We start from the raw sequence: 24994 nt of genomic DNA, 5'->3' as shown, positions 1-24994 counted from the left end.
TTAATTAAGCCACAGTCAGTGGAAATACGACATTAACAATAGTGCCACCCTGAATTCTTGGCGAAATTTGATATTTCCCATTTAGGCTTAGCGCTCTTTCTCTCATAATAATCAATCCATAATGGTTATTTTTTGTTGGCTGAGGCTGAATACCTTCCCCATTATCTTCTATTGCCATGGTGATTAATCCGTTATTTTCGATTAATGAGACTTGTGACCAGTTTGCATTAGCATGTTTGAGAATATTGCTTAAAGCTTCTCGGATTATCTGGATAATATGAATAGATTGATGTGGAGAGAGGCTTTTGGCTGGAATTTGGTAATTTAATCCAATTTGAAAACCAAGGCGCTGACTGAATTCTTGGATTGTGCTTTCTAAGGCAGGGAATAGGCCTGGTTCAGTTAATTTTAGTCTGAAGGTTGTTAAAAGCTCACGTAATTGACTATAAGCGGAATTTATTTCATTGCGCATTTCGTTTAATAGTTCTTGGTGCTTAGTTGGCAATGTTTTAGGTTGCATTTGCAGATAACTAATTTGCATTTTGAGGCAAGATAATGATTGTGCGATGGAATCATGCAATTCTCTCGCAATCGCCGATCGTTCATCCATAATCAGTAACTGCTGTTGTTGCTCTAATTGGTGCTCCATCGCTAGCATTCCAGCGATTTGTTTAACTAGCATCAGCACTAAATTATTTTGTTCTTCAGATAATGGCTGATTTATATCCATTTCAGCTAAAATCATGCCATAACGCTGTAAATTATCAGAAATCTCCCATGATATTACTTTAAGGTGTTCAGCCATCTTGGGTGAATTGAGATATTGATCCTTGTTTTCAGGACAATGAATTTCATGAAAGCAGGCATCATTGTTTTCTTCATATAGCCTCAATCTAATATTTTGCAGTGGTATTAAGCTTTTAAGCTCAAATAACACTTTTTCTAACCTGATTGATAGTGGCCCAATGGCATGTAGGGTTCGATTAGATTGGTATAAATAGAGTAATACTTTATTTTTCTTTTGCAGATCGGCGGTTTTTTCGATAACTCGAGATTCTAATTGATGGTAACTCTGTGCGAGCTCATCCGACATTTGATTTAACGTATGGCCCAGTGAATTTAGCTCATCTTGTTTTTTGCCTACAGGAAAGCGCTGACTAAAGTCTTGGTGACTAATCGCGTTCACCATATGAAGTAACTTAAGCCAAGGTGTATAAATTTTCTTTCTAAAATGGCAGATAGCAAAAATAAGTAGCAATAAAACGAGGCCAATAAATACCATTTGAGTGATTGCTACATAGGTTATTTTTCGTTCTGTTTTTTCATCAATATTACGAACTAATGCATCGAGTTTATTAACAAAGGTAACGACCGCGAGACGTGCATCATTAGGAGAAACTGCATGGTTAAGAGCAGGTTTTAATTCTGTAACCCAATATTGATAAATCTCAGCAAATTGCGGATTTAAATCTTCTATATCGACAACTTGTGTTAGTTCATTACTTAATAAATTTTTTTCAAGCTCACTAACATATACGTCAGAATATTGGTTGAGTGGCACTAATGAAAGTAAATGATAACTTTGCATCCGCAATGAGCCTGATTTATTTATTGCATGTGCATTTCCTTGCACACTAATAATCATACTATTTGAAATTGTCATGCCAATAATACCGAGTACGGCAATCAATAGCATTAAACCAATAACTTGGTTAATGATTGAAAATCGGTGATAAGCAATAGACATAAATGATCCTTTCTACTCTATACGTTTATTTATTATTTTTGATAACGTAGATATTGTTTCTCTATTATATAAAATTGAATATGCTACTTCGGTATTACTCCTTAATATCCCATTGAATTATTCGCTTTAAATTTCAACAAATAAAATTACCGGGCAATGATTTTTTTTGTTTTAATTCAATTGATTATTGTTTTGTACTCCTAATACTCCTCTAGTGGTTAACGAGAAAAATCACGCATATTTCATTTAAATCTCTCTTGATTTAGATCAGCTTCACGGTGGTCTATTCGCCACACACTGCGAGCAGAAATTGTATTTATCGGGGTGATTTATGTCTCAACGAGATAATGTTAATAGTGTAGCTGCACAGTCAAATAATGGTGTTATACAGGATTGGCGTCCTGAAGATACTCGGTTTTGGCAGCAAACAGGGCAGCGTATTGCCAATCGTAATTTATGGATTTCTATTCCATGTTTATTGCTCGCATTTTGCGTATGGATGTTATTTAGTGCAGTTGCGGTTAATTTAAATAAAGTGGGTTTTAATTTTACGACAGACCAATTATTTTTATTAACCGCATTACCTTCCGTTTCAGGTGCTTTATTAAGAGTCCCTTATTCATTCGTTATTCCTATTTTTGGTGGGCGCCGTTGGACTGCTATTAGTACGCTGTTTTTAGTGATCCCATGTATTTGGCTAGGTTATGCGATTCAAAACCCTGCCACGCCTTATCAAGTCTTTGTCATTATTTCCCTACTTTGTGGTTTTGCCGGCGCTAACTTTGCATCCAGCATGGCCAATATCAGCTTCTTTTTCCCTAAAGCTCGCCAAGGCGGTGCACTTGGCCTGAATGGTGGGCTAGGAAATTTAGGGGTCAGCGTCATGCAATTGGTGGCGCCTTTTATCGTTGGTGTTGGTGTATTTACTTTCGTTGGTGGGACTGGAGCGGCTCAGCCTGATGGCTCAACGTTGTGGTTAGAAAATGCTGCTTGGATTTGGGTGCCATTTCTACTGCTTTTTACGGTGATGGCTTGGTTTGGCATGAATGACTTAGCGGCTAATAAGGCATCTCTTAAAGCACAATTACCTGTTTTGAAACGTGGCCATCTATGGGTATTAAGCCTGTTATATCTGGCGACATTCGGCTCGTTTATCGGTTTTTCTGCTGGTTTCGCGATGTTATCGAAAACCCAGTTTCCAGACGTCATTATCTTGAAGTTTGCCTTTTTTGGCCCTTTCCTCGGTGCGTTAGCTCGCCCAGTCGGTGGCATGTTATCTGACCGTTTTGGTGGTGTGAAAGTCACATTACTGAACTTTGTGGTCATGGCTGTTTTCTCCGGCTTGCTGTTTTTTACGTTACCAGAAAACGGTCAAGGAGGCTCTTTCGGGGCGTTTTATGGCGTATTTATGGTGTTGTTTTTAACGGCAGGGCTAGGCAGTGGCTCAACCTTCCAAATGATTGCTGTTGTTTTTCGTAAATTAACCATGGACAAAGCCATCTTAAGAGGAGCTTCAGAGCAAGAAGCCCAAAAAGAGGCGGTAACAGAAAGTGCTGCAGCTTTAGGGTTTATCTCTGCTATTGGTGCAATAGGTGGCTTCTTTATTCCAAAAGCGTTCGGTACATCATTAACACTGACGGGTTCACCGGCAGATGCAATGAAAGTGTTTTTTATATTTTATCTTTCCTGTGTGTTTATCACGTGGCTGGTATATGGCCGTAAACACAAATAATAACAAGTCATAAAAATCAATTTTAGCAATGTACGGCGCCGGTCGCCGTCTCTTTGGAGGCAATCCGATGAGCAAGTTTTTAGATAGATTTCGGTATTTTAAGCAGTTGGGCGAAACCTTTTCAGGTGATCACGGGCAAGAGTTAAATGTAAACCGTGATTGGGAAGATGGTTATCGTAGCCGCTGGCAGCATGACAAAGTCGTGCGTTCCACCCATGGTGTCAATTGTACGGGCTCTTGTAGCTGGAAGATTTATGTCAAAAATGGGTTAGTGACTTGGGAAACTCAACAGACGGATTACCCACGAACTCGCCCAGATTTACCTGATCATGAGCCGAGAGGATGCCCTCGTGGTGCGAGTTACTCTTGGTATTTATATAGCGCAAACCGTGTTAAATACCCAATGATGCGTAAGCGCTTACTTAAACTATGGCGTGAAGCAAAAGCGGAGCAGCAAGACCCTGTTGCAGCGTGGCTATCTATTATCAATGACCCACAGAAGGCACAAAGCTATAAACAAGCTCGTGGTCGTGGTGGTTTTGTTCGCTCAAGCTGGCAGGAGGTGAATGAACTGATTGCGGCAGCGAACGTCGCGACGATTAAAGAATTTGGTCCTGACCGCATTGTTGGCTTTTCACCAATTCCCGCGATGTCGATGGTTTCCTACGCCTCGGGTGCTCGCTATTTATCGTTAATTGGTGGCTCATGCTTAAGTTTTTATGACTGGTATTGTGACTTGCCACCTGCGTCACCCATGACGTGGGGCGAACAAACTGACGTACCTGAATCAGCGGATTGGTACAACTCGTCTTATATTATTGCTTGGGGTTCTAACGTACCGCAAACGCGTACGCCAGACGCACACTTTTTTGCAGAAGTGCGTTATAAAGGGACGAAAACGGTCGCGGTGACGCCAGACTACGCGGAAATTGCCAAATTATGTGACCATTGGTTGAACCCGAAACAAGGAACGGATAGCGCCATGGCAATGGCGATGGGGCATGTGATCCTCAATGAATTCCATGTAAAACGTGAAGCGGAATACTTCCGTGAATATGTGCGCACTTATACCGATATGCCGATGCTTGTCATGCTAGATAAGCGTGAAGATGGTTCTTATGCCGCAGGCCGCATGCTACGGGCATCTGATTTACATAATTCATTAGGTGAAGAAAAAAATGCCGAATGGAAAACTATTGCGATTGATGAAGAGACAGGTGAATTATGTGCTCCACAAGGTTCAATGGGATTCCGTTGGGATGGTGGCCAAAAATGGAATTTAGAACCGCGTGCTGGACAAGATGCACATAACATTAAAATGAAACTCAGTTTGGCAGATAGCCATGATGAATTTGTCGATGTTGGTTTTCCTTACTTTGGTGGCTTAGAAAGTGAGCACTTCCAGCATGTTGAACTTAAAGATGTTTTATTACATAAACTGCCCGCTAAACGTATTCAGTTAGCTGATGGTAGCGAATCATTGGTTACTAGTGTTTATGATTTAATGCTAGCGAACTACGGTATTGACCGTGGTTTTGGTGATGAAAACTGTGCGGTTGATTACGATGATATGAAAGCGTATTCACCTGCGTGGGCGGAAAAAGTCACAGGAGTTAGCCGCCAAAATATTATTCGCATAGCGCGTGAGTTTGCCGATACCGCAGAGAAAACCCATGGCCGTTCTATGGTGATTGTTGGCGCAGGGATTAACCATTGGTATCACATGGATATGACCTATCGTGCGATTATCAATATGTTGATTTTCTGTGGTTGCGTTGGGCAAAGCGGCGGCGGCTGGTCTCATTATGTTGGGCAAGAGAAATTACGGCCACAAACGGGTTGGTTACCTTTAGCCTTTGGTTTGGACTGGCAGCGCCCACCTCGCCATATGAATAGCACATCTTTCTTTTATAACCATTCAAGCCAATGGCGTTATGAAACAGTCGCAACAGAAGAGTTGTTATCGCCTCTAGCCGATAAGCAAGCCTTTAGCGGCAGTTTGGTTGATATGAATGTACGTGCAGAACGCATGGGGTGGCTGCCGTCAGCACCACAATTAAATGTCAACCCATTGAATATTGCGAAGAAGGCACAAAGTGAAGGAATGTCACCCACTGATTATACTGTTAAACAGTTGAAAGAAGGGAATATTCGCTTTGCTTCAGAGCAACCTGATGACCCTCAAAATTTCCCACGAAATCTGTTTATTTGGCGTTCAAATTTATTGGGGTCTGCAGGGAAAGGTCATGAATATTTATTGAAATATTTATTGGGTACTGAAAATGGTATTCAAGGCAAAGACTTAGGCCAACAAGGCGGCGTCAAACCTGAAGAAGTGGAATGGCAAGATAAAGCGGCAGAAGGGAAAGTTGACTTAGTGGTGACTCTCGACTTCAGAATGTCGAGCACCTGCCTGTTCTCGGACGTTATCTTACCGACCGCTACTTGGTATGAAAAAGACGATATGAATACCTCGGATATGCATCCATTTATTCACCCATTGTCAGCTGCGGTCGACCCAGCTTGGGAATCCAAAAGCGACTGGGAAATTTATAAGGGGATTGCCAAAGCATTTTCTGAGGTCAGCGTTGGGCACTTAGGCAAAGAAACGGATGTGGTGACGTTGCCGATTCAACATGATAGTGCAGCCGAGATGGCACAACCGTTTGATGTTAGAGATTGGAAAAAAGGGCAGTGTGAGCTTATTCCAGGGAAAACAGCGCCACATATTATCTGTGTTGAGCGTGACTACCCAAACACTTATGCACGTTTTACCTCTCTTGGCCCACTCATGGATAAACTGGGTAATGGTGGTAAGGGCATCAGTTGGAATACGCAAGATGAAATTGATTTCCTGAAAAAGCTCAATAAAACTCAGCCTGAGGGGGCTAATGCAGGGCGACCAAAAATTGAAACAGCGATTGATGCCGCAGAAGTCATTTTAACACTCGCGCCTGAAACTAATGGGCAAGTGGCAGTAAAAGCATGGGATGCGTTAAGCAAAGTAACGGGCCGCGACCATACTCATCTTGCTCGTTATAAAGAAGACGAAAAAATCCGTTTTCGCGATATTGTTGCGCAGCCGCGTAAAATTATCTCAAGCCCTACATGGTCAGGGTTGGAAGATGAACATGTTTCTTACAATGCCTGTTACACCAACGTGCATGAAATGATCCCATGGCGGACGCTCAGTGGTCGTCAGCAATTGTATCAAGATCACGAATGGATGCGTGCCTTTGGGGAAAGCCTTGTGGTGTATCGCCCACCAATTGACACTCGAGCGGCTCAGCCACTTATGGGGAAAAAATCCAATGGATTCCCAGAAAAAGCACTGAACTTTTTAACACCGCACCAAAAATGGGGGATCCACTCTACTTACAGCGACAACTTATTAATGTTGACGTTAGGCCGCGGTGGTCCAGTTGTTTGGCTTAGCGAAGAAGATGCCCGCGAACTGGGTGTTGAAGATAACGATTGGGTTGAAGCTTTTAACAGTAATGGTGCATTAACCGCTAAAGCGATCGTTAGCCAACGTATTCCTGATGGCATGATCATGATGTATCACGCCCAAGAACGGCTGATCAACTTACCAGGCTCTGAAATTACGGCTCAACGTGGCGGAATTCATAATTCGGTCACGCGTGTTTGCCCGAAACCTACCCATATGATTGGGGGTTATGCGCACCTTGCCTATAGCTTCAATTATTACGGAACAGTAGGTTCTAATCGTGATGAATTTGTGGTTGTTCGCAAAATGAAACAGGTTGACTGGCTGGATGGTGAAGGTGATGCCTACCAGCAGACCTTGAGCGGAAAGGAGAAAGCATAATGAAAATTCGTTCTCAAGTCGGCATGGTGCTAAACCTTGATAAATGTATTGGTTGTCACACTTGCTCAGTGACCTGTAAAAACGTGTGGACTAGCCGCGAAGGGGTAGAATACGCATGGTTTAATAACGTCGAAACCAAACCAGGTATTGGTTACCCCCATAATTGGGAAGACCAAGAAAAATGGAAAGGAGGCTGGATCCGCACCATTAAGGGTAAATTGGTTCCACGTATGGGGAACAAAGTTGGCGTTTTATCAAAAATCTTCGCTAACCCAGATGTACCTGCTTTGGATGATTATTATGAGCCGTTTAATTATGACTACGGCCATTTAAAAAATGCTAAAGAAGGTAAGCACGTACCGACAGCACGCCCTCGTTCATTAATTACTGGTGAGCGAATGAGTAACGTGAAAATGGGACCAAACTGGGAAGATGATTTAGGCGGTGAATTCGCCAAACGAGCCCAAGATAAAAACTTTGAACATATTCAGAAAGAGATGTATGGGCAGTTTGAAAATACATTCATGATGTATTTACCACGCCTTTGTGAACATTGTTTAAACCCAGCTTGTGTCGCGACCTGCCCAAGTGGGGCAATTTATAAGCGCTCAGAAGACGGTATTGTGTTGATTGACCAAGACAAATGCCGCGGCTGGCGTATGTGCTTAACCGGTTGCCCGTATAAAAAAATCTATTTCAATTGGAAAAGTGGTAAATCAGAAAAATGCATTTTCTGTTATCCACGTATTGAGTCAGGCATGCCAACGGTCTGCTCTGAAACCTGTGTTGGTCGTATCCGTTATTTAGGGGTATTGCTGTATGACGCCGATAAAATTGAGTCGGCTGCCAGTGTCGAAAAGGAAACCGACCTTTACCAGAGCCAACTTGATGTTTTCCTTGATCCCCATGATCCAAAAGTGATTGAAGAAGCGCAAAAACAAGGGATCCCATTAAGTGTGATCGATGCGGCACAGAAATCTCCAGTGTACAAAATGGCGATGGAGTGGCGCTTAGCTCTGCCATTACACCCTGAATACCGCACGTTACCAATGGTGTGGTATGTACCACCTTTGTCACCGATCCAGTCAGTGGCGGATTCAGGGCTATTAGCTAATAAAGGTGTATTGCCGGATGTCGAAAGTTTACGCATTCCAGTGCAATACCTTGCGAATTTGTTAACCGCAGGGGATACCGAACCGGTGTTATTGGCGTTAAAACGTATGTTAGCGATGCGCCATTTCAAACGGGCAGAAACCGTGGAAAACCAATGTGATACCAGTGCATTAGAGCAAGTCGGCTTAACACAAGCTCAGGCACAAGAAATGTACCGCTATTTAGCCATTGCTAACTATGAAGACCGTTTTGTCATTCCTTCCAGTCATCGAGAATTGGCGCGTGAAGCATTCCCTGAAGCGAAAGCTTGTGGCTTTAGTTTTGGTGATGGTTGCCATGGCAGCGATAGCAAAGCGAATTTATTTAATAGCAGGCGCATTGACGCCATTGATATCACACCAAAAAATAATCAGGAGAAAGCACTATGATGACACTAAAAGTGATTTCTCGGTTATTGGAATACCCTTCGGAAGCGCTTTGGTTACATCGTGATGAGCTCATTGAAGCGCTAGAACAGGCTGATGAGCTGCCTGTCACACGGGCTGTTCAACTGATGGTGTTTGTGCGTGAGTATCTCAACGAAGACTTACTTGATATGCAGGCGCAATATTGTGAACTGTTTGATAGAGGGCGCGCGACATCATTATTGCTATTTGAGCATGTACATGGCGAATCCCGAGACCGAGGGCAAGCGATGGTTGATTTAATGGCTCAATATCAGCAACAGGGTTTGCACATTGATTGCCGTGAATTACCCGATCATTTGCCCATTTATTTGGAATACCTCACGGCATTACCGACCGATGAAACTATCGAGGGGTTACAGGATATTGCGCCAATTTTAGCGCTGTTAGGGGAAAGGTTGAAACAGCGAGAAAGCCGTTTCTCTGTTTTATTTGATTTTTTACTTGAGCTTTCCCATAGCGACATTGCTGCGGAGCAATTAAGCAAACAAGTAGCAACCGAAGTACGGGATGATACCCCAGAGGCGCTAGATGCAGTTTGGGAAGAGGAGCAAGTGAAATTTTTTGCCGATGAAAAAACATGTGGTAGCGAAGTTGCAGCGCATCAACATCGCTTCGCCAATGCGGTGGTACCACAGTATTTGGATCTCAGTGTGGGCAGCCATGTAGGAGTTCAAAAATGAATTTTATCAATCAATTTTTCTTCGATATTTACCCCTATATCGCTGGGACGGTATTTATTGTCGGTAGTTGGTTACGTTACGATTACGGGCAATACACGTGGCGAGCGGGTTCCAGCCAAATGTTGGATAAAAAGAACATGCGTTTGGCATCAAACTTATTCCATTTGGGGATTATTGGGATTTTTGTCGGGCACTTTTTAGGTATGTTAACGCCTCATTGGATGTATGAATCTTTTCTGCCAATGCACATTAAGCAGTTAATGGCGATGATTGGTGGGGGATCAGCAGGTGTGATGATGTTAATTGGTGGCGCGATGCTATTGAAGCGCCGCCTGACAAACCCACGAGTGAGAGCAACTTCATCCTTTGGTGACATCATGATCTTAACCTTGCTGGTGGTGCAAGTTTGCTTAGGGTTACTTACCATTCCATTCTCAGCACAACATATGGATGGTAGCGAAATGTTGAAATTAGTGGGATGGGCACAGTCTATTGTGACATTCCATTGGGGGGCATCCAATTACCTTGAAGGGGTTGGCATTGTTTTTAAACTGCATATTGTGTTGGGGATGACGATATTTTTACTCTTCCCATTCTGCCGTTTAGTGCACATTTGGAGTGCACCTATCGAATACCTGACTCGTCGGTATCAATTGGTGAGAAATCGCCATTAGGTTTGGGTTCCACAAGGAGGTGGGCCAATACATTGCTTTTGTACAACTTGTTCTTGTGTAAACAACAAATATTGCTATTTTGGCGCCCCATCTCATAGGAGATGGGGTTTTTTGTTTTATTTAGTGTTGGTTGGCTCAATATAGCCAAGGCGGCGGGAAATCAGTAAGCAAACGTGGGCAAGTTCTTCATTAACACGGTCTATTTTGGAAACCATTCTGTGAGTCGGCCCAGCGACACTAATCGCGCCGATAATATTACCGGTATAATTAAATATCGGCCTTGCTACACAGGTGAGCCCTTCTTCATTTTCTTCATCATCTAAAGAAAAGCCTTTTAAACGAATATCAGCCAAAACTTCATACAGTTTCATGCGATCGATAACTGTTTTTTCAGTGTATTTGGTTAATGGTTTATCTAGTACAGCATCAATTTCTTCTAACGGCTGGAAGGCTAATAAAGCTTTCCCTATACCAGTACAATAAGCGGGTAGTCGAGCACCCAGTTTTGCGGAGGTTTGAATGGATAGCGTTCCTTCACTTTTATAGAGGTAGACCACATGGCCACTGTTATAAACTCCTAAAAAGCAAGTTTCAAACGTTGAACTCGACAACGTTTTTAAATAAGGGATTGAAACTTCAACTAAATTAACATTCATTAAGCCTTTAATGCTTAATTCGAGGCTTTTTAAGTCAAGGTTATAGCGTTCTGTAAGATGGTCTAAGCTGACATATTGACGCTCTTTTAGTGTTTTTAATACACGAAAAGCCGTGGTTTTTGGAATCTCCGTATTTTTGACCAATTCGGCCAAAGAAATTCCGTCAGAATGGTTACTAATCTCTTCAAGTATGGTCAGTACTCTGTCGATATTCGACGAGTTTTCTTGACTTTCTTTCGTCATCGTAGGTTCCTCACTCACGCTAAGCCCTCTCATTGTACTCATTTTTTAAACGTCGTTCCATTTTTACCTCGATGTTACCTTTTTCTCTGAAAAAACATACAGTACGTAGTGTATTGATCTTCATTGAGTTTGACTTTTTGATCGTGATCGCTGTCGTTATTCTTATAAAAACGGAACGAGACTCCTAATTTTTGATGTATTTTATTAAAAAAGGAACGATGTTCCGTTATTTTAAAGGGATAAACATGTTGATAGTGACCATTGATACAGGGACAACGAATACCCGAGTTAGAGCATGGAAAAATAACACGGTTGTTCGTGAACAAAGTGTTGAAGTTGGTATTAGGGATTGTGCAAAAAATGGCGATAAAACGCTGTTAATTCAATCGATAAAAACAGTACTAGATAAGCTGTTGTCAGGGGTGAGTGCTGAAGAAAGAGAAAATTATCAGCTCGTTGCATCAGGTATGATTACATCCGAAATTGGGCTGTGTCACTTACCTCACCAAGTGACTCCTGTTTCAATGCAGCAACTTGCTAAGGCCACAATGCCTTGTGTTATCAAAGAGATCAGTGAAAAGCCGATTATTTTTATACCAGGCGTTAAAAATAACGTGACAAATATGACGTTTGATTCAATTGAAAGTATAGATGTAATGCGCGGTGAAGAAGTTGAAGTTTTTGGCATTTTAACACAGCAACCGGATCTTGGCCCAGCCTTAGTCATTTTGCCCGGGTCACATTCTAAGTTTGTACGTCTTGATGAAAATAATAATGTGGTTGCATTGGCAACAACGATGGCAGGGGAAATTTTCGATACATTAACGCACCAGACTATCTTAGCCAGTTCTTTAGAACACCAGTTTGTTCAATATTTAGATAAAGAATATTTACGCAGAGGTGCTGAACTTAGTCTACAAGTGGGGATTGCGAGAAGTTGTTTTTCGGTGAGGCTACTAGACCTTTTTACGGAAGCGACACTTGACCAACGCTCAAGTTTTTTATTGGGAGCTATTTTGGCGTCAGATTTACTCGCAATAAAACATAGCCAAGCTCTTAATATTACTAGCGATATAAAAATCGTTATTAGTGGAAAACCTATTTTAGCAGATGCACTTAAAGAATTAATTAAAAATGATAGTTATTTCACTGGGGAAATACGCCTATTAGACGATAAAAAGGAACAACCTTTTTCTGGATTGGGTGCAATTTCAATATTAAAAGAAATGCAATACAAATAAATACTATTAATGGTTTTTTATTAGGTGATTGTTATGAATTCTAAAAATGAAATACCGCTTATTGCAATATTACGGGGAATAAAACCTGACGAAGTTTTAGAACATATCGCTATCCTTGCAGATGAAGGTTTTAATTATATAGAAATTCCTCTTAACTCTCCCGAGTGGGAAAAAAGTATTCCATTAGCGATTGAAAACTATGGAGATAAATTAAAAATTGGTGCCGGTACTGTACTCAATAAAAGTAATGTTGAAAAGTTGGCAATAATGAACGCTAAAATTATTGTCACTCCCAATATTAACGTTTCTGTGATCACTACTGCTTTTGAAAATAAGATGGAAATATTTCCAGGTTGTGCAACAGCAACAGAAGCTTTTACCGCGATTGACGCCGGTGCTGTTAATTTAAAAATTTTCCCTACAGCGCCTTTTGGGGTTAATTATGTGAAATCGCTGATGTCAGTGCTCCCAAAAAATATTGCTATTTATGCGGTAGGAGGCATCACTCCGAATAATCTGCATGAATACCTAGGTATTGGCTGCCATGGTGCAGGACTGGGAAATGATCTTTACCAAATAGGCCAAACACCAGAGAAAACCAGAGAAAAAGCGAAAGCATTTATATCTGCATATATCGCATTTAAAAATCAAACTAATTAATCCTGAAGAGATATTAAAATGAAATACGATTATGTTTTTAAAAATGCCACTGTAATAGATGGTAGTGGTAAAAGCGAGTTTGTCAGTGATATTGCAGTTAAAGATGAACGGATTATTAAAATATCAAAAAATATAAGTGAAGATACTGAAAAAATAATTGACTGCTCAGGCTTGATTTTATCACCTGGATTTATTGATGTGCATACTCATGACGATTTAATTGTGATTGATAAGCCTGAATATATTGAAAAAACATCACAAGGTGTAACGACAATTATTGTTGGTAATTGTGGTATCAGTGCAGCGTGTGCAACATTAAAGGATGAAGTTCCTGACCCAATTAATTTATTAGGTGAGTTAAACGAATTTCAATTTTCTGATTTATCCAGTTATAAACAAAAAATTAATAATGTGATGCCAACCGTTAATGTTGCGACGTTAATAGGGCATACAACCTTAAGAAATAATTGTGTGACAGACTTATTAAAACCCGCGACACAAGACAATATCGCTCATATGAAGCAAGTATTGGCCTGTGCGTTAGATGAAGGGGCTTTAGGATTAAGCACTGGTTTATCTTACGGTAACGCAATTAATTCTTCGACTGAAGAAATTTGTGAGTTGGCTGAATTATTAGCAGAGCATCAGGGAATTTATACCACTCATATGCGAACTGAATATGACGGTATCATTGATGCGATGCATGAAGCCTTCCATATCGGCCGTCATGCAAAAGTTCCTGTGCAAATTTCCCACCATAAGTGCGCTGGTGCAAAAAACTGGGGACGTACAAAAGAAACGCTTGCCCTCATTGAAAAATACCAAGCTATGCAGGATATCAATTGTGATTGTTACCCATATCGTGCGGGTTAATCAAACTTAGATATCACACAACTTACTGAAGACTATGACATCCTAATAACTTGGTCGACACCATTCCCTGACGTTGCGGGTAAGACATTAAAAGAAATAGCCGCTATGTGGAGTAGCGATGTTTTCCAAGTTGCTGAAAAAATTGTTCCTGCGGGAGCGATTTATTTCCAAATGCACGAAGATGATGTTCGTCGTGTGTTACAGCATCCAAGCAGTATGGTGGGTTCTGATGGCTTACCACGTGACCCTAATCCACATCCACGCCTTTGGGGAACTTTTCCACGAGTTATTAGCCACTATAGCCGTGATGAGCAGCTTTTCCCAATGACCACCGCGATTTACAAAATGACAGGCATGTCAGCACAACGTTTTTCTTTAAAGGATAGAGGCCTTATCCAAGAAAATTATTTTGCAGATATCGTTGTATTTGACCCTAAAAAAATTAATGAAACAGCCACGTTCCAAGACCCAAAACAAAAAGCGGATGGTATTGAATATGTGTTTGTTAATGGTGTTCTGACCTATACCAAAAAAGAAATGACAGGGAATAGAGCAGGTAAATTCTTAGAAAGAAATAAATAAAAGAGAGATAAAAATGATTAAAAGATTCGGAATTGAAGGCTCAAAAGGTACTGGCGGGCAATCTTTGCCTTTTGCTAAGGCCGTGTTAGCTGACGGATGGCTGTATGTTTCAGGGCAAACACCCATGATTGACGGGGAAGTGATTGATGGCGGAATTATCGCTCAATCTAAATTGGCTATCGAGAATTGTTTAAACATTATGAAAGATGCGGGATTTGCGACGCAAGATATAGTGCATATGAAAGTGGTATTAAGTGATGCGCGCTATTTCCAATCTTTTAATAAAGTATTTCAGCAATTCTTTGCAGTTAATCCACCTGCACGGGTGTGCTTTGTCGCTGACCTTGTCGTCGATTGTATGGTTGAAGTGGATATTACCTGCTTCAACAGCAAATTCAAATCTTAATTGCTAAGGCGATGAGAGGCTACTATGGAACATAATAATTTCTTAATGTGGTTTTTGTTATATGCATTTGTGATGATGTTTGTGGGTTGGTACGTCACAAGGCATCAAAAAACCGGTGAAGACTTCATTCTTGGGGGCAGAAAGCTCCCGATGCTACTCACTCTCGGTTCAACCGTCGGGACGATGGTGGGAACGGGCTCGAGTATCGGTGCAGTCAGTTTTGGCTATTCCAATGGCTGGGCGGGAATGTTGTATGGGATTGGTGGAGCGACGGGGATCTTACTAACGGCTTGGCTATTTGCACCAGTAAGAAATTATCGCTTTATGACCATGAGTGAAGAGATCTGCTATTACACAGGCGGCAGCCGTTTAGTGAAAAACTTGGTTGCGCTATTAATATTCTTGGCATCGATAGGCTGGCTCGGCGCTCATATTCTTGGAGGCGGCTTATATCTAGCATGGGCGGCAGATATTGATATTACTGTTGCGAAGATCATTATCGCGGTTGGCTTTGTTTTTTACGTGGGGATTGGTGGCTATAAAGCGGTTTCATGGATTGATACACTGCAATCAATTGTTTTATTCCTCGGGTTTATCATTCTAGCGGTTGCTTCGGTAAGCTATGTTGGTGGTTGGGATGTTGTTGTTAAGAGTACAGACCCTGACGCCTTTACTTTATTCGGTATTGGTAAATTAGGCGTTTTACCTGCGATATCATTGGCTGTGGTCATTGGCATTGGTGTATTAGCGACACCGTCATATCGCCAACGTATTTATTCAGCAGCATCAACTAAAGCTATCCGCCAGTCCTTTATTATTACAGGGTTACTGTATATGGGGTTTTCGTTCCTACCTGCGATTATCGGGATGGCAACGCATGTGATGGAGCCGAATTTAGAAAACAGCAGCTTTGCTTTCTTATATGCAACTAATGCTTTACCGCACGTGTTAGCGATGGTGGTATTGATTGCAGGTATGTCTGCCAATATGTCATCAGGTAGCTCAGATGCTATCGCGGGTGTTTCTATTATCCTACGTGATATCTATACGATGGTAACTGGTAAGATGCCACCACCTGAGAAAGCGATCAATTTATCTCGTATCTTCTTACTTGGCGTCATCTTGTTAGCACTTGTCTTTGCATTAACTTCGAATGACATTATCGGCTACATTACCAAAATGATATCAATGATTATGTCAGGCCTGTGTGTAACCGTGTTATTGGGTAAATTCTGGCATCGTTTTAACTGGCAAGGTTGTATTGCTGCATTGGTTGCGGGAAGTTCAACATCATTAGCGATCATTTTGACGCCAGAATGGTCCGCAAAATTAGGCAACCCAGTAATCCCTGCATTAGTCATCAGTTTGGTCTGTGCGGTTGTTGTGACATTGATAACACCAAAGAATAAACTCAGTCGTGAAGAAGTACTAGAAAACATTACTCACGAAAGAGAAAACACAGCCAAAAGTCAGTAACCAGCAAGTTGAGGGAAGATAATGACGAAACTGAATGCATTGGCGGGCGTAGTTCATAAGTCAGCCATATTAAATCAGGATGGTATTTCGGTGAATGTCCTACATGAGGATGTGTGTTTACCAGCGGTGGTAGTAAAGCGTAATGAATTGGAGAATAACATTGCATGGATGCAGCATTATTCGAATGTGGCGAATGTTTCGTTGTCTCCACACGGTAAGACCACCATGACGCCTGCCATTTTTAAACGACAAATTGCTCAAGGTGCATGGGGGCTAAGTGTAGGAACAGCTTATCAAGCCAAGGTGGCAGTGGAGTCAGGTGTTAAGAATATCATTATTGCTAATCAAGTCGTGGGTAAAACCAATATTCGATTACTTGCGGAACTAGTGCAATTAAATCAAGCCAATATTTATTGTTGTGTTGATAATGTGATTCATGCAAAACAGCTGGCTGCCATTTTTTCATCGTTAGATTTAACCATAAATGTTCTGATTGAGTTAGGGGTTAATGGTGGACGCTGTGGATGTCGAAGTGAAGAAGAAGCCATCACATTGGCAAATGAGTTAACCAAACTTCCTTCTTTAATGATTGCTGGCATTGAATTCTACGAAGGCGTTATTCATAGCGATGATGCCCAAAAGGATATTGAAGAGATACAGCAATTTTTACAGCGAGTGTTAACCACCAGTCAAAAACTGGATAACTTAGGTGTATTTGCACGCTATTCAGGGGAGTTATTAATAACTGGGGCAGGTTCAGTTTGGTATGATCTGGTCAGTAAAAAGATGGCAGAGTTTCATCTTTCTAAACCTATTCGGTTTGTGATCCGCTCTGGATGCTATATTACACATGACCACGGTATTTATGATGAAGCCCAGAACGCATTGAAAATGCGGGACAGTGTGGCCTGCCAGTTAGATGGCGATTTAATGCCAGCGATGGAAATCGTGGCATTAATTCAGTCTGTGCCTGAGAAAGGACGAGCGATTGTTAATTTTGGTAAAAGGGATGTCGCCTTTGATGCAGGTTTGCCTCAGCCTCTAATGCAATATCGAGAGGGTAAGCCAGTCTGTTTTCAAACTAATAGTGCAAAAACAGTCGGTTTAATGGACCAACATGCCATTTTATCTTTTGATGAAAATTGTGATTTCCAAGTTGGCGATATACTAATATTTGGGACATCTCCCCCCTGTATTACATTTGATAAATGGAAAGTGATTTATCTTGTTGATGATAAATATGATGTTATAGAGGAAATGCCGACCTTTTTCTAATGTTGTATTATTAACTCACTTTATTTTATATCGGTCACTTGTTTTAAGTGGCCGATTTTTTTATTCATCACATTCTTGTGATCGAATTCATAACAAATTGTGCATTTGCACAATTATATTCAATTTTTCACGTTAAAAACTAGTCATTCTTACAATGCCTTCCTGATAAGCGAATTATATAATTTTATTAAATCAAAAAGTCTAATTGACATTCATTTTGTTGATTAATTGGGTGGTAATAAAAATGACAGTTAAAATCGTGTTTCTCGATCATGACACTTTCCCTGAAGGAATAAATATTAAGAAAATAAATAAAGAATATAGTTTAGAACTATATGGGAAAACATCGGAAGATGAAATTATTGAGCGAGTGAAAAATGCAAAAATTATTATTACCAATAAAGTAAAAATCACTAAAAAAATTATTGAATCTGCAAAGCAACTCAAATTCATTTCTGTCGCTGCAACAGGAACGGATGTGATTGATATTGGTGCTTGTAATGAGCGTAATATATTAGTTTCTAACATCAGAAATTATGCAATAAATACAGTGCCTGAGCATACGTTTACCTTGATTTTAGCCTTACGTCGTAGCTTATTAGCCTATGCACAATCAGTACGAAATGGTCGTTGGCAAGAATCAGGCCAGTTTTGTTATTTTGATTATAAAATTAATAATTTAGCTGGGTCGACGCTTGGTATTATTGGTGATGGTGTCTTAGGTAAGGCAGTTGCTGATATCGCAAAAGCTTTTGGTATGAAGGTGTTATTTTCCACATACAAAGGCACGAATAATATGGGCCCACTATATACACCATTTGAGGATGTTATTGCGAAAAGTGATATTATTTCCATTCATTGTCCATTACTCAAATCCACCAAGGATTTAATTAGTTTTTCAGAATTCGAACAGATGAAACCGTCTTGTATTTTAATTAATACAGCACGAGGTGGGATCGTTAATGAAGAAGCATTATATGGCGCTCTAATAAATAATAAAATATTAGGTGCAGGGTTTGATGTTTGTATTTCAGAACCACCCGAAAAAGAAAGCTATATGATGAAATTAACTCAGTTATCAAATTTTATTCTTACCCCTCATATTTCATGGGCTAGTTTTGAAGCCATACAAACCTTATCAGACATGATGATGGATAATATCGAAGCCTTTTTATCTGGCCATCCTCAAAATTTAGTTAATTAATTCACTTATTGATTTAAAGAGGTCATTAATATGTTTTTAGGAAAAGAAATTCGTTTAAAAAGATTATTAAATAAAAAATCTGGCCGCCTTCTTGCGATTACTATGGATCATCCGATTACACGTGGTGTATTACCGGGAATTGGTGATATTAAATCTGTCATGAAACAGGTTGTTGCGGGTGCACCTGATGCCATTACGATGCATAAAGGTATTATTGAAAAGGTTTATCCTCCGTATGTTGCTTCCGATGTTTCTATCATCATGAAAGCGACAAGTTATTCCATACCTTACCATGAAGCTTATGACACACCCGTTGCTGACGTTGAAGAAGCGATTCGTTTAGGAGCAGATGCAATTTCAGTCGGCTGTATTATGGGCGGACCTGAACAAGCACAGCAATTGACATTTTTAGGCCAAGTATCGAAAGCCGCTGCTTCCGCGGGACTGCCTTTAGTCGCGCATATTTATCCAAAAGGTCCAATGATTGAAGATAGTTTTGATGCGAAAAATCTCGCTTACTGTGTTCGCGCAGGCGCTGAGCTAGGTGTCGATATCATCAAAACACTTTGGTCAGGTTCCCCTGAGACATTTAAATCAGTCGTTGATAGCTGCCCAGCAATGGTTGCTTTAGCTGGTGGTGATATGGGGAGTGATCTTCTTAGCTTCCTAACAAATACACGTAAAGCATTAGATATTGGTGTTGGTGGTGTGACATACGGGCGCTTCGTATGGCAGCACGAAAACCCAACAGCAGTCATTAAGGCTCTGAATGCATTAATCAATGATGATTGTTCGGTTGACCAAGCTATCGCGGAATATAAGCAAGCGGGTGGCAAATAACCAACGGTCATAGCTGTCATGCATGGGGAGGAAAAAATGAAAGCAGCGGTATTGTATGCGCCTAATGAACTTAGAGTGGCAGACGTTAAATATCCACAAGTTGGTAAAAGCGATGTGGTTATTAAAGTCAAGGCAGCCGCGATTTGTGGAACTGACGGACGGATTATTTCCGGTAAAAAAACCAAAGGCGTGCGTTACCCTTCTGTAATAGGGCATGAATTTTCAGGGGAAATTGTCGAAGTCGGTGAAAATGTGACTGACCTAAACGTCGGGGACGCAATCGCTGTTGACCCTGTCGTGCCATGCCGTTCTTGTGTTTATTGTCGTATCGGTAAAGAAAATGTCTGTTTAAACCGCCAAGCAATCGGTTATGAATTTGATGGCGCTTTTGCGGAATATGTTCGAATACCAGAGGTTGCTTTGTCATCGGGTAATGTCTTTAAGATACCGAAAGGGATGTCTTTTGAAGCCGCAGCATTAGCTGAGCCGTTAGCTTGCTGTATCAATGGACAAAAAAATGTGGGTATTGAGCTCGGTGATACGGTGGTCATTATTGGTGCGGGGCCTATCGGGTTAATGCACGTGCAACTTGCGCGTTTCTCAGGTGCGACAAATATTATTGTGAGTGAACTCAATGAACAGCGCCAACAGGCTGCGTTAAATTGCGGTGCAACACGCGTCGTTAATAGCCAGCAAGAAAACTTACTGGATGTCGTAAAAGGCTTGACGGAAGGTGTGGGGGCAGATGTTGTGATTATTGCCATTGGCATCCCTGGATTAGTTAATCCTGCGTTGGAACTCGCTAGAAAAGGCGGGCGAGTTAACTTGTTCGCTGGTTTTTCAAAAGATGATATGGCGCAAATTGATGTCAATATTATTCACTACAACGAGCTTATTCTTACGGGAGCCAGTGCGTTAAGCCGGGAAGGATACCAACAAGCTTTGACACTGATTTCTTCTGGCTTAATTGATATTGAGAAATTAGTGACTCACCGATTTGTTTTAGATGAGATTAACGAGGCCATGGCAACCGCTCAAAAAGGTGACGCGATTAAAATTATTATACATAACAATTAAAAGCAGGCGTTGGAGGCAGCATGATGGACAGTGTCTATTTGGGAATTGATGCAGGTAGCAGTAGTGTGAAAGTTTGTGCATTTAATTTCCATGGAGAATTATTGGCAAAGGCTTCACGTGATACCAATATTATTTCCAAATCTCCCAAAAATCATGAAATTGACTTAAATGACTTTTGGAAAAAGACCGCAGATGCAGTTAAAGAAGTGACTTCTCAAGTAAAGAATATCGTATCTGTGAGTTTCTCTGTTGCTTGCCCAACGCTGGTTTTATTGGATAAACATAATAAACCTGTCGCAAATGGGATTACTTACCTCGATGGGCGTTCCGAAGGTTTCATACAGCAAACACTCGGGGAAAATATAACGCATGTTCGGGCACTTTCTTGTAATAGTCCAAGTCCGTCTGCATGTTGGGTGGGAACGTTAGGATGGCTACAAGAACAACAGCCGGAATTAATGCAAAAAGTTCATAAGGTCGTTCTACTTAATAGCTTTTTATCTTTAAAGTTAGGAAGTCAAAAAGCCGCCATTGACCCGACCCAAGCCGCGTATTCTGGCGCAGTCGTTTTGTCTAAAGCACCTAAGTGGTCAAAAGAACTATTAAGGTATTGGAAGTTTAATCACGATATTTTGCCGCCGATTTACCAATGCACCTCTGTGGTTGGTAAAGTGAGTAAAGAAGCCGCTCAAGAAACGGGATTAAAAGAAAATACGCCAATTATTTTAGGGTCGGCAGATACCGCCGCTGCAGCATTCGCGGTTGGGTTACTTGACCCTGAAACGGCTTTTGAATCAACAGGAACATCGGGAGTCATTACGTTTTGCTTAGAAGAGCCAAATTTTGACCCTCGTTTTATGAACCGATATCACATCGTTCCCAATCAATGGTTGGCCCATGGAGCGATGTCGACAACTGGGGGGACATTCAGTTGGCTAAACCAGGCGGTTTGGCCGGAAGTTAATGACCATGAACAGTTGGAAATATTTTCAAAATCATCAGTACCTGGTGCCAATGGCTTAATTTATCTGCCTTATTTAGCTGGAGAACGTAGCCCTATTTGGGATGTTAATGCATCGGGAGCGTGGATAGGCTTACGTCTAAATCATACTCGCGATGATATGGTCAGGGCGGCATTTGAAGGTACAGCATATGGTTTAAAACAGATCTTGAATATTGCTAATGAAAAATGGGGAGTGATATTAGATGAATTACTCAGCGTAGGAGGCGGATCACGTAATACATTATGGACTCAAATTAAAGCGGATATTCTTCAGGTTGAATATAATATTGCCCAAACAGCAGATGCAGCGGCTTTTGGCGCGGCAATGGTTGGTGCGACAGGAGCCGGTTTTTTCTGTGGCATTAATGACCCTGATTTACCGATTATAAAAACAGAAGATATCACATTCACACCAAATCAAGATAAAAAAACACAAGATACTTATAACAAGCAGTTTAATATTTACAATGGGCTGTATCCTTTATTAAAAGAAACAATGCATAGCTTGTCGAGTAAATAAAATTAGTTGAAGTAAGTTTAAATTAAATAACGTTCCTAAATGTTAATTTTAATGAATTAGCAGGGATCGTTTCATTCTTAAAAAAGCAGGTAATAAAACGTGTATTAAATAATAAACTGCTCTGGAGCGAAAATAATGATAAATTCAAATCCGATTAAGCCAAAGACGAATTATCGTTGGGTGGTATTAGCCCTGATTTTTATCGTCTATGCTGTAAATTATGCAGACAGAAGTAATATTGGTGCGGTTCTACCTTTTATTACTGATGAGTTTAAATTAACTAATTTAGAAGCGGGTTCTCTCGCGAGTATGTTTTTCCTCGGTTATGCTTTATGCCAAATACCCGCGGGCTTTTGGATGGCAAAACGTGGGATCAGAGGAATGGTGTCATTATCCATTCTCGGTTTCTCTGCCATGACTTGGTTTATTGGTTTAGCCCAATCTGCCTTTGCAATTAAGTGGTTGCGTCTCGGCCTAGGTATGGCAGAGGCGCCAACCCCTGTCGGGCTAACGTCGACAATTAATAACTGGTTTCCAGCAAAAGAAAAAGCAACTGCCACTGGGGTTTATATTGCCTCAACGATGTTTGCACCTATTATTGTTCCACCATTAGTCGTTTGGATTGCATTAACTTATGGATGGCGCTGGGTCTTTATTCTGTTTGCTATTCCCGGTATTTTTCTCGCTATTATTTGGTATTTATTTGTTAGAACAAAACCAGAGGAAAGTCGCTTTGTTTCACAAAGTGAATTAGATTATATTCGTGCCGATAATTCAGAAATTGCAGAAAAGAAAATAGAAGGCAATATTGTTCTGAGTCCTAAATTTAATACGCTAGATAAATTTATTCGTGTTAAATCAGTCACTCCATTAAGTTCAGCTTCCCAAATATTTAAATCTAAAAATATTTGGTGTAATACTATTTCTTATTTCATGATGGTCAGTATTTTATATGGAATATTAACCTGGATACCTTCTTATCTGGTAAATGAAAAAGGCTTTTCATTTATGAAAATGGGCTTTGTTGCATCAATGCCATTTGTTGGTGGGTTTATCGGCTCGATTTTTGGTGGCTGGATCTCTGATAAAGTTTTTGGTCGTCGTCGCAAACCCACCATGCTTTTTACCGCAGTAGCGACGATTGCGATGATGTTAGTGATGTTGAATGTACCCGAAAGCACGAGCGCAGTTGCACTTGCCCTTTTCTCGGTTGGTTTGTTCTTGAATATTGGCTGGCCTGCATTTACTGCTTATCCAATGGGAGTCGCTGATAATAATAACTATCCAATTGCGATATCTGTTGTAAATAGTGGAGGAAACTTAGGTGGCTTCGTTTCACCTATGATGGCAGGGTTATTGTTAGATATGACCGGTAAGTTTGATGCTGTTTTCTCTTACTTTGGTATCTGTGCGGTGATTGGCTTAATTATGATCCTCTTACTCGATGAACCGAAATAATAAAAAGTCGTATCAGGTGGGCGAGTACCCACCTGAATTTTTAACTTATTGATAATAAAAATTTCTAAAGGATTATTTTTATGAAAATAGTCATTGCACCTGACTCATTTAAAGAGAGTTTATCTGCATTGAAAGTCGCAACGGTTATTGAAAACGGGTTCAAAGAGGTTTTTCCGCATGCAACTTATGTTAAGTGCCCTATTGCGGATGGTGGTGAGGGTACAGTTGTTACGATGGTTGAGGCTACCAATGGGGAAATCTATCATCTTGATGTTATTGGTCCTTTAGGTACGAGTGTTCAGGCATTCTATGGTTTATCTCAAAATAAACAGCAAGCATTTATTGAAATGGCTGCGGCAAGTGGGCTAGAGCTAGTCCCTATTGAATTAAGAAATCCATTACTAACGACATCATATGGCACAGGAGAGTTGATAAAGGCCTGCCTAGATACTGGGGTAAAGCAGATTATTATTGGTATAGGTGGAAGTGCAACCAATGATGGCGGAGCAGGAATGTTGCAAGCACTTGGGGCCAAATTATTAGATTCTCATGGGCAACAAATTAAATTAGGAGGGCAAGCACTTGCCGATTTAGCGAGTATTGATGTCAGCACAATGGACCCGAGGATAAAAGCGTGCCAATTTAGTATTGCTTGTGATGTTTCGAACCCATTAATAGGGAGAAATGGCGCATCTGTGATATTTGGCCCTCAAAAGGGGGCGACAAATGAACATGTTGAAATGTTAGACAAAAATTTAGAACATTTTGCAGATATCATTAAGCGAGATTTGCATGTTGAAGTTCATTATATTGCAGGAGCCGGTGCTGCAGGAGGAATGGGAGCAGCCTTACTTGCTTTTCTCAAAGCGGAACTCAAGCCTGGCTTCGATATTATTGCACAAACCTTGAACCTTGAATCACACATGGTAGGAGCAAATTTAGTTATTACAGGTGAAGGGCGGTTAGATAGCCAAAGTTTAAATGGCAAAGTGCCTTTTGGCGTCGCTCAGTTAGCGAGAAAACATAAAATACCCGTTATTGCCATTGTTGGAAGCCTTGGTGATGATCTCAGTCATTTACAACAATATGGTATTGATTCAGCGTTTAGTATTTTGCATAAAATTAGTTCACTAAAAGAAGCTTTAAATAATGCTGAAAGTAATTTATTTAATTGTACTAAAAATATTGCGAATACGCTGAATATTAAAATAGATAATAAAAATTGAAATAATAGTTTT

Annotated in this window: 18 protein-coding genes and 1 pseudogene; 17 read left to right on the top strand and 2 right to left on the bottom strand. The window is 40.7% G+C overall.

Annotated features, from left to right (window positions below; translation table 11 throughout):
* Positions 1-4: 4 nt before the first annotated feature.
* A complete protein-coding gene (narX, locus tag P3L44_RS18170) occupies positions 5-1747 on the bottom strand; it encodes a nitrate/nitrite two-component system sensor histidine kinase NarX (protein ID WP_272662455.1) in 1743 nt (580 codons plus the stop codon).
* Positions 1748-2078: 331 nt separating this feature from the next.
* Between narX and P3L44_RS18165 the strand changes: the two genes are divergently transcribed.
* The 5 genes from P3L44_RS18165 (at position 2079) to narI (ending at position 10242) form a co-directional block, all read left to right on the top strand.
* Complete coding sequence (locus P3L44_RS18165) at positions 2079-3479, top strand: NarK family nitrate/nitrite MFS transporter (RefSeq protein WP_094962389.1); 1401 nt, start codon at positions 2079-2081, stop codon at positions 3477-3479.
* A gap of 67 nt (positions 3480-3546) precedes the next feature.
* Positions 3547-7308 carry a nitrate reductase subunit alpha gene (locus P3L44_RS18160; RefSeq protein WP_140171763.1) on the top strand — a complete coding sequence of 1254 codons (3762 nt, stop codon included), beginning with the start codon at positions 3547-3549 and terminating at the stop codon, positions 7306-7308.
* Positions 7308-8849 carry a nitrate reductase subunit beta gene (gene narH / locus P3L44_RS18155; protein WP_004259350.1) on the top strand — a complete coding sequence of 514 codons (1542 nt, stop codon included), beginning with the start codon at positions 7308-7310 and terminating at the stop codon, positions 8847-8849. The genes P3L44_RS18160 and narH overlap by 1 nt, the downstream gene beginning before the upstream one ends.
* Positions 8846-9568 (top strand): nitrate reductase molybdenum cofactor assembly chaperone, encoded by a 723-nt coding sequence (gene narJ / locus P3L44_RS18150; RefSeq protein WP_004259346.1) that lies wholly within the window; start codon positions 8846-8848, stop codon positions 9566-9568. Before narH ends, narJ begins: the two co-directional genes overlap by 4 nt.
* Positions 9565-10242 carry a respiratory nitrate reductase subunit gamma gene (gene narI, locus P3L44_RS18145; protein ID WP_004259342.1) on the top strand — a complete coding sequence of 226 codons (678 nt, stop codon included), beginning with the start codon at positions 9565-9567 and terminating at the stop codon, positions 10240-10242. Before narJ ends, narI begins: the two co-directional genes overlap by 4 nt.
* Before the next feature lie 116 nt (positions 10243-10358).
* Here the strand turns inward: narI and P3L44_RS18140 are convergent, their stop codons facing one another.
* The gene (locus tag P3L44_RS18140) at positions 10359-11141 is read right to left on the bottom strand and encodes an IclR family transcriptional regulator (protein ID WP_272662457.1); all 783 of its coding nucleotides are present in this window, start codon (positions 11139-11141) and stop codon (positions 10359-10361) included.
* A 245-nt stretch (positions 11142-11386) separates the two neighbouring features.
* Here P3L44_RS18140 and P3L44_RS18135 point away from each other — a divergent pair, with 245 nt between their 5' ends.
* The 12 genes and pseudogenes from P3L44_RS18135 to P3L44_RS18080 all read left to right on the top strand — a co-directional run bounded on the left by P3L44_RS18135 (position 11387) and on the right by P3L44_RS18080 (position 24982).
* Complete coding sequence (locus P3L44_RS18135) at positions 11387-12382, top strand: 2-dehydro-3-deoxygalactonokinase (RefSeq protein WP_164560877.1); 996 nt, start codon at positions 11387-11389, stop codon at positions 12380-12382.
* 33 nt (positions 12383-12415) lie between these two features.
* On the top strand, positions 12416-13042 hold the full coding sequence (locus P3L44_RS18130; protein WP_272662458.1) for a 2-dehydro-3-deoxy-6-phosphogalactonate aldolase: 627 nt from the start codon (positions 12416-12418) through the stop codon (positions 13040-13042).
* An 18-nt stretch (positions 13043-13060) separates the two neighbouring features.
* A pseudogene (locus P3L44_RS18125) lies at positions 13061-14497 on the top strand (N-acyl-D-amino-acid deacylase family protein).
* Positions 14498-14510: 13 nt separating this feature from the next.
* Positions 14511-14903: a RidA family protein gene (locus P3L44_RS18120; RefSeq protein ID WP_272662459.1), complete on the top strand. Its 393-nt coding sequence runs from the start codon at positions 14511-14513 to the stop codon at positions 14901-14903.
* A 24-nt stretch (positions 14904-14927) separates the two neighbouring features.
* Positions 14928-16379, top strand: a complete 1452-nt coding sequence (locus P3L44_RS18115) for a sodium:solute symporter family protein (RefSeq protein WP_272662461.1) — start codon at positions 14928-14930, stop codon at positions 16377-16379.
* 21 nt (positions 16380-16400) lie between these two features.
* On the top strand, positions 16401-17654 hold the full coding sequence (locus tag P3L44_RS18110) for an amino acid deaminase (RefSeq protein WP_272662462.1): 1254 nt from the start codon (positions 16401-16403) through the stop codon (positions 17652-17654).
* Positions 17655-17898: 244 nt separating this feature from the next.
* The gene (locus P3L44_RS18105; protein WP_196725347.1) at positions 17899-18858 is read left to right on the top strand and encodes a D-2-hydroxyacid dehydrogenase; all 960 of its coding nucleotides are present in this window, start codon (positions 17899-17901) and stop codon (positions 18856-18858) included.
* Between the two features lie 30 nt (positions 18859-18888).
* A complete protein-coding gene (locus tag P3L44_RS18100; protein ID WP_272662464.1) occupies positions 18889-19698 on the top strand; it encodes a class I fructose-bisphosphate aldolase in 810 nt (269 codons plus the stop codon).
* 36 nt (positions 19699-19734) lie between these two features.
* Positions 19735-20775: a zinc-dependent dehydrogenase gene (locus tag P3L44_RS18095; protein ID WP_272662466.1), complete on the top strand. Its 1041-nt coding sequence runs from the start codon at positions 19735-19737 to the stop codon at positions 20773-20775.
* Between the two features lie 20 nt (positions 20776-20795).
* A complete protein-coding gene (locus P3L44_RS18090; protein ID WP_272662468.1) occupies positions 20796-22298 on the top strand; it encodes a xylulokinase in 1503 nt (500 codons plus the stop codon).
* A gap of 135 nt (positions 22299-22433) precedes the next feature.
* A complete protein-coding gene (locus P3L44_RS18085; RefSeq protein ID WP_272662469.1) occupies positions 22434-23756 on the top strand; it encodes an MFS transporter in 1323 nt (440 codons plus the stop codon).
* A gap of 80 nt (positions 23757-23836) precedes the next feature.
* On the top strand, positions 23837-24982 hold the full coding sequence (locus tag P3L44_RS18080) for a glycerate kinase (RefSeq protein WP_004907817.1): 1146 nt from the start codon (positions 23837-23839) through the stop codon (positions 24980-24982).
* The last annotated feature ends 12 nt before the right edge of the window (positions 24983-24994 follow it).

It is taken from the genome of Providencia sp. PROV175, from assembly GCF_032707045.1.
Classification (GTDB): Bacteria; Pseudomonadota; Gammaproteobacteria; order Enterobacterales; family Enterobacteriaceae; genus Providencia; species Providencia hangzhouensis.
The sequence above is the reverse complement of the archived record's forward strand: the minus strand, read 5'-3'. Positions and strand labels throughout refer to the sequence as shown.

Excerpts from the sequence above, each read along its gene's own strand:
- narX (WP_272662455.1), bottom strand. The coding sequence starts at position 1,747 with ATGTCTATTGCTTATCACCGATTTTCAATCATTAACCAAGTTATTGGT.
- P3L44_RS18165 (WP_094962389.1), top strand. The coding sequence starts at position 2,079 with ATGTCTCAACGAGATAATGTTAATAGTGTAGCTGCACAGTCAAATAAT.
- P3L44_RS18160 (WP_140171763.1), top strand. The coding sequence starts at position 3,547 with ATGAGCAAGTTTTTAGATAGATTTCGGTATTTTAAGCAGTTGGGCGAA.
- narH (WP_004259350.1), top strand. The coding sequence starts at position 7,308 with ATGAAAATTCGTTCTCAAGTCGGCATGGTGCTAAACCTTGATAAATGT.
- narJ (WP_004259346.1), top strand. The coding sequence starts at position 8,846 with ATGATGACACTAAAAGTGATTTCTCGGTTATTGGAATACCCTTCGGAA.
- narI (WP_004259342.1), top strand. The coding sequence starts at position 9,565 with ATGAATTTTATCAATCAATTTTTCTTCGATATTTACCCCTATATCGCT.
- P3L44_RS18140 (WP_272662457.1), bottom strand. The coding sequence starts at position 11,141 with ATGACGAAAGAAAGTCAAGAAAACTCGTCGAATATCGACAGAGTACTG.
- P3L44_RS18135 (WP_164560877.1), top strand. The coding sequence starts at position 11,387 with ATGTTGATAGTGACCATTGATACAGGGACAACGAATACCCGAGTTAGA.
- P3L44_RS18130 (WP_272662458.1), top strand. The coding sequence starts at position 12,416 with ATGAATTCTAAAAATGAAATACCGCTTATTGCAATATTACGGGGAATA.
- P3L44_RS18120 (WP_272662459.1), top strand. The coding sequence starts at position 14,511 with ATGATTAAAAGATTCGGAATTGAAGGCTCAAAAGGTACTGGCGGGCAA.
- P3L44_RS18115 (WP_272662461.1), top strand. The coding sequence starts at position 14,928 with ATGGAACATAATAATTTCTTAATGTGGTTTTTGTTATATGCATTTGTG.
- P3L44_RS18110 (WP_272662462.1), top strand. The coding sequence starts at position 16,401 with ATGACGAAACTGAATGCATTGGCGGGCGTAGTTCATAAGTCAGCCATA.
- P3L44_RS18105 (WP_196725347.1), top strand. The coding sequence starts at position 17,899 with ATGACAGTTAAAATCGTGTTTCTCGATCATGACACTTTCCCTGAAGGA.
- P3L44_RS18100 (WP_272662464.1), top strand. The coding sequence starts at position 18,889 with ATGTTTTTAGGAAAAGAAATTCGTTTAAAAAGATTATTAAATAAAAAA.
- P3L44_RS18095 (WP_272662466.1), top strand. The coding sequence starts at position 19,735 with ATGAAAGCAGCGGTATTGTATGCGCCTAATGAACTTAGAGTGGCAGAC.
- P3L44_RS18090 (WP_272662468.1), top strand. The coding sequence starts at position 20,796 with ATGATGGACAGTGTCTATTTGGGAATTGATGCAGGTAGCAGTAGTGTG.
- P3L44_RS18085 (WP_272662469.1), top strand. The coding sequence starts at position 22,434 with ATGATAAATTCAAATCCGATTAAGCCAAAGACGAATTATCGTTGGGTG.
- P3L44_RS18080 (WP_004907817.1), top strand. The coding sequence starts at position 23,837 with ATGAAAATAGTCATTGCACCTGACTCATTTAAAGAGAGTTTATCTGCA.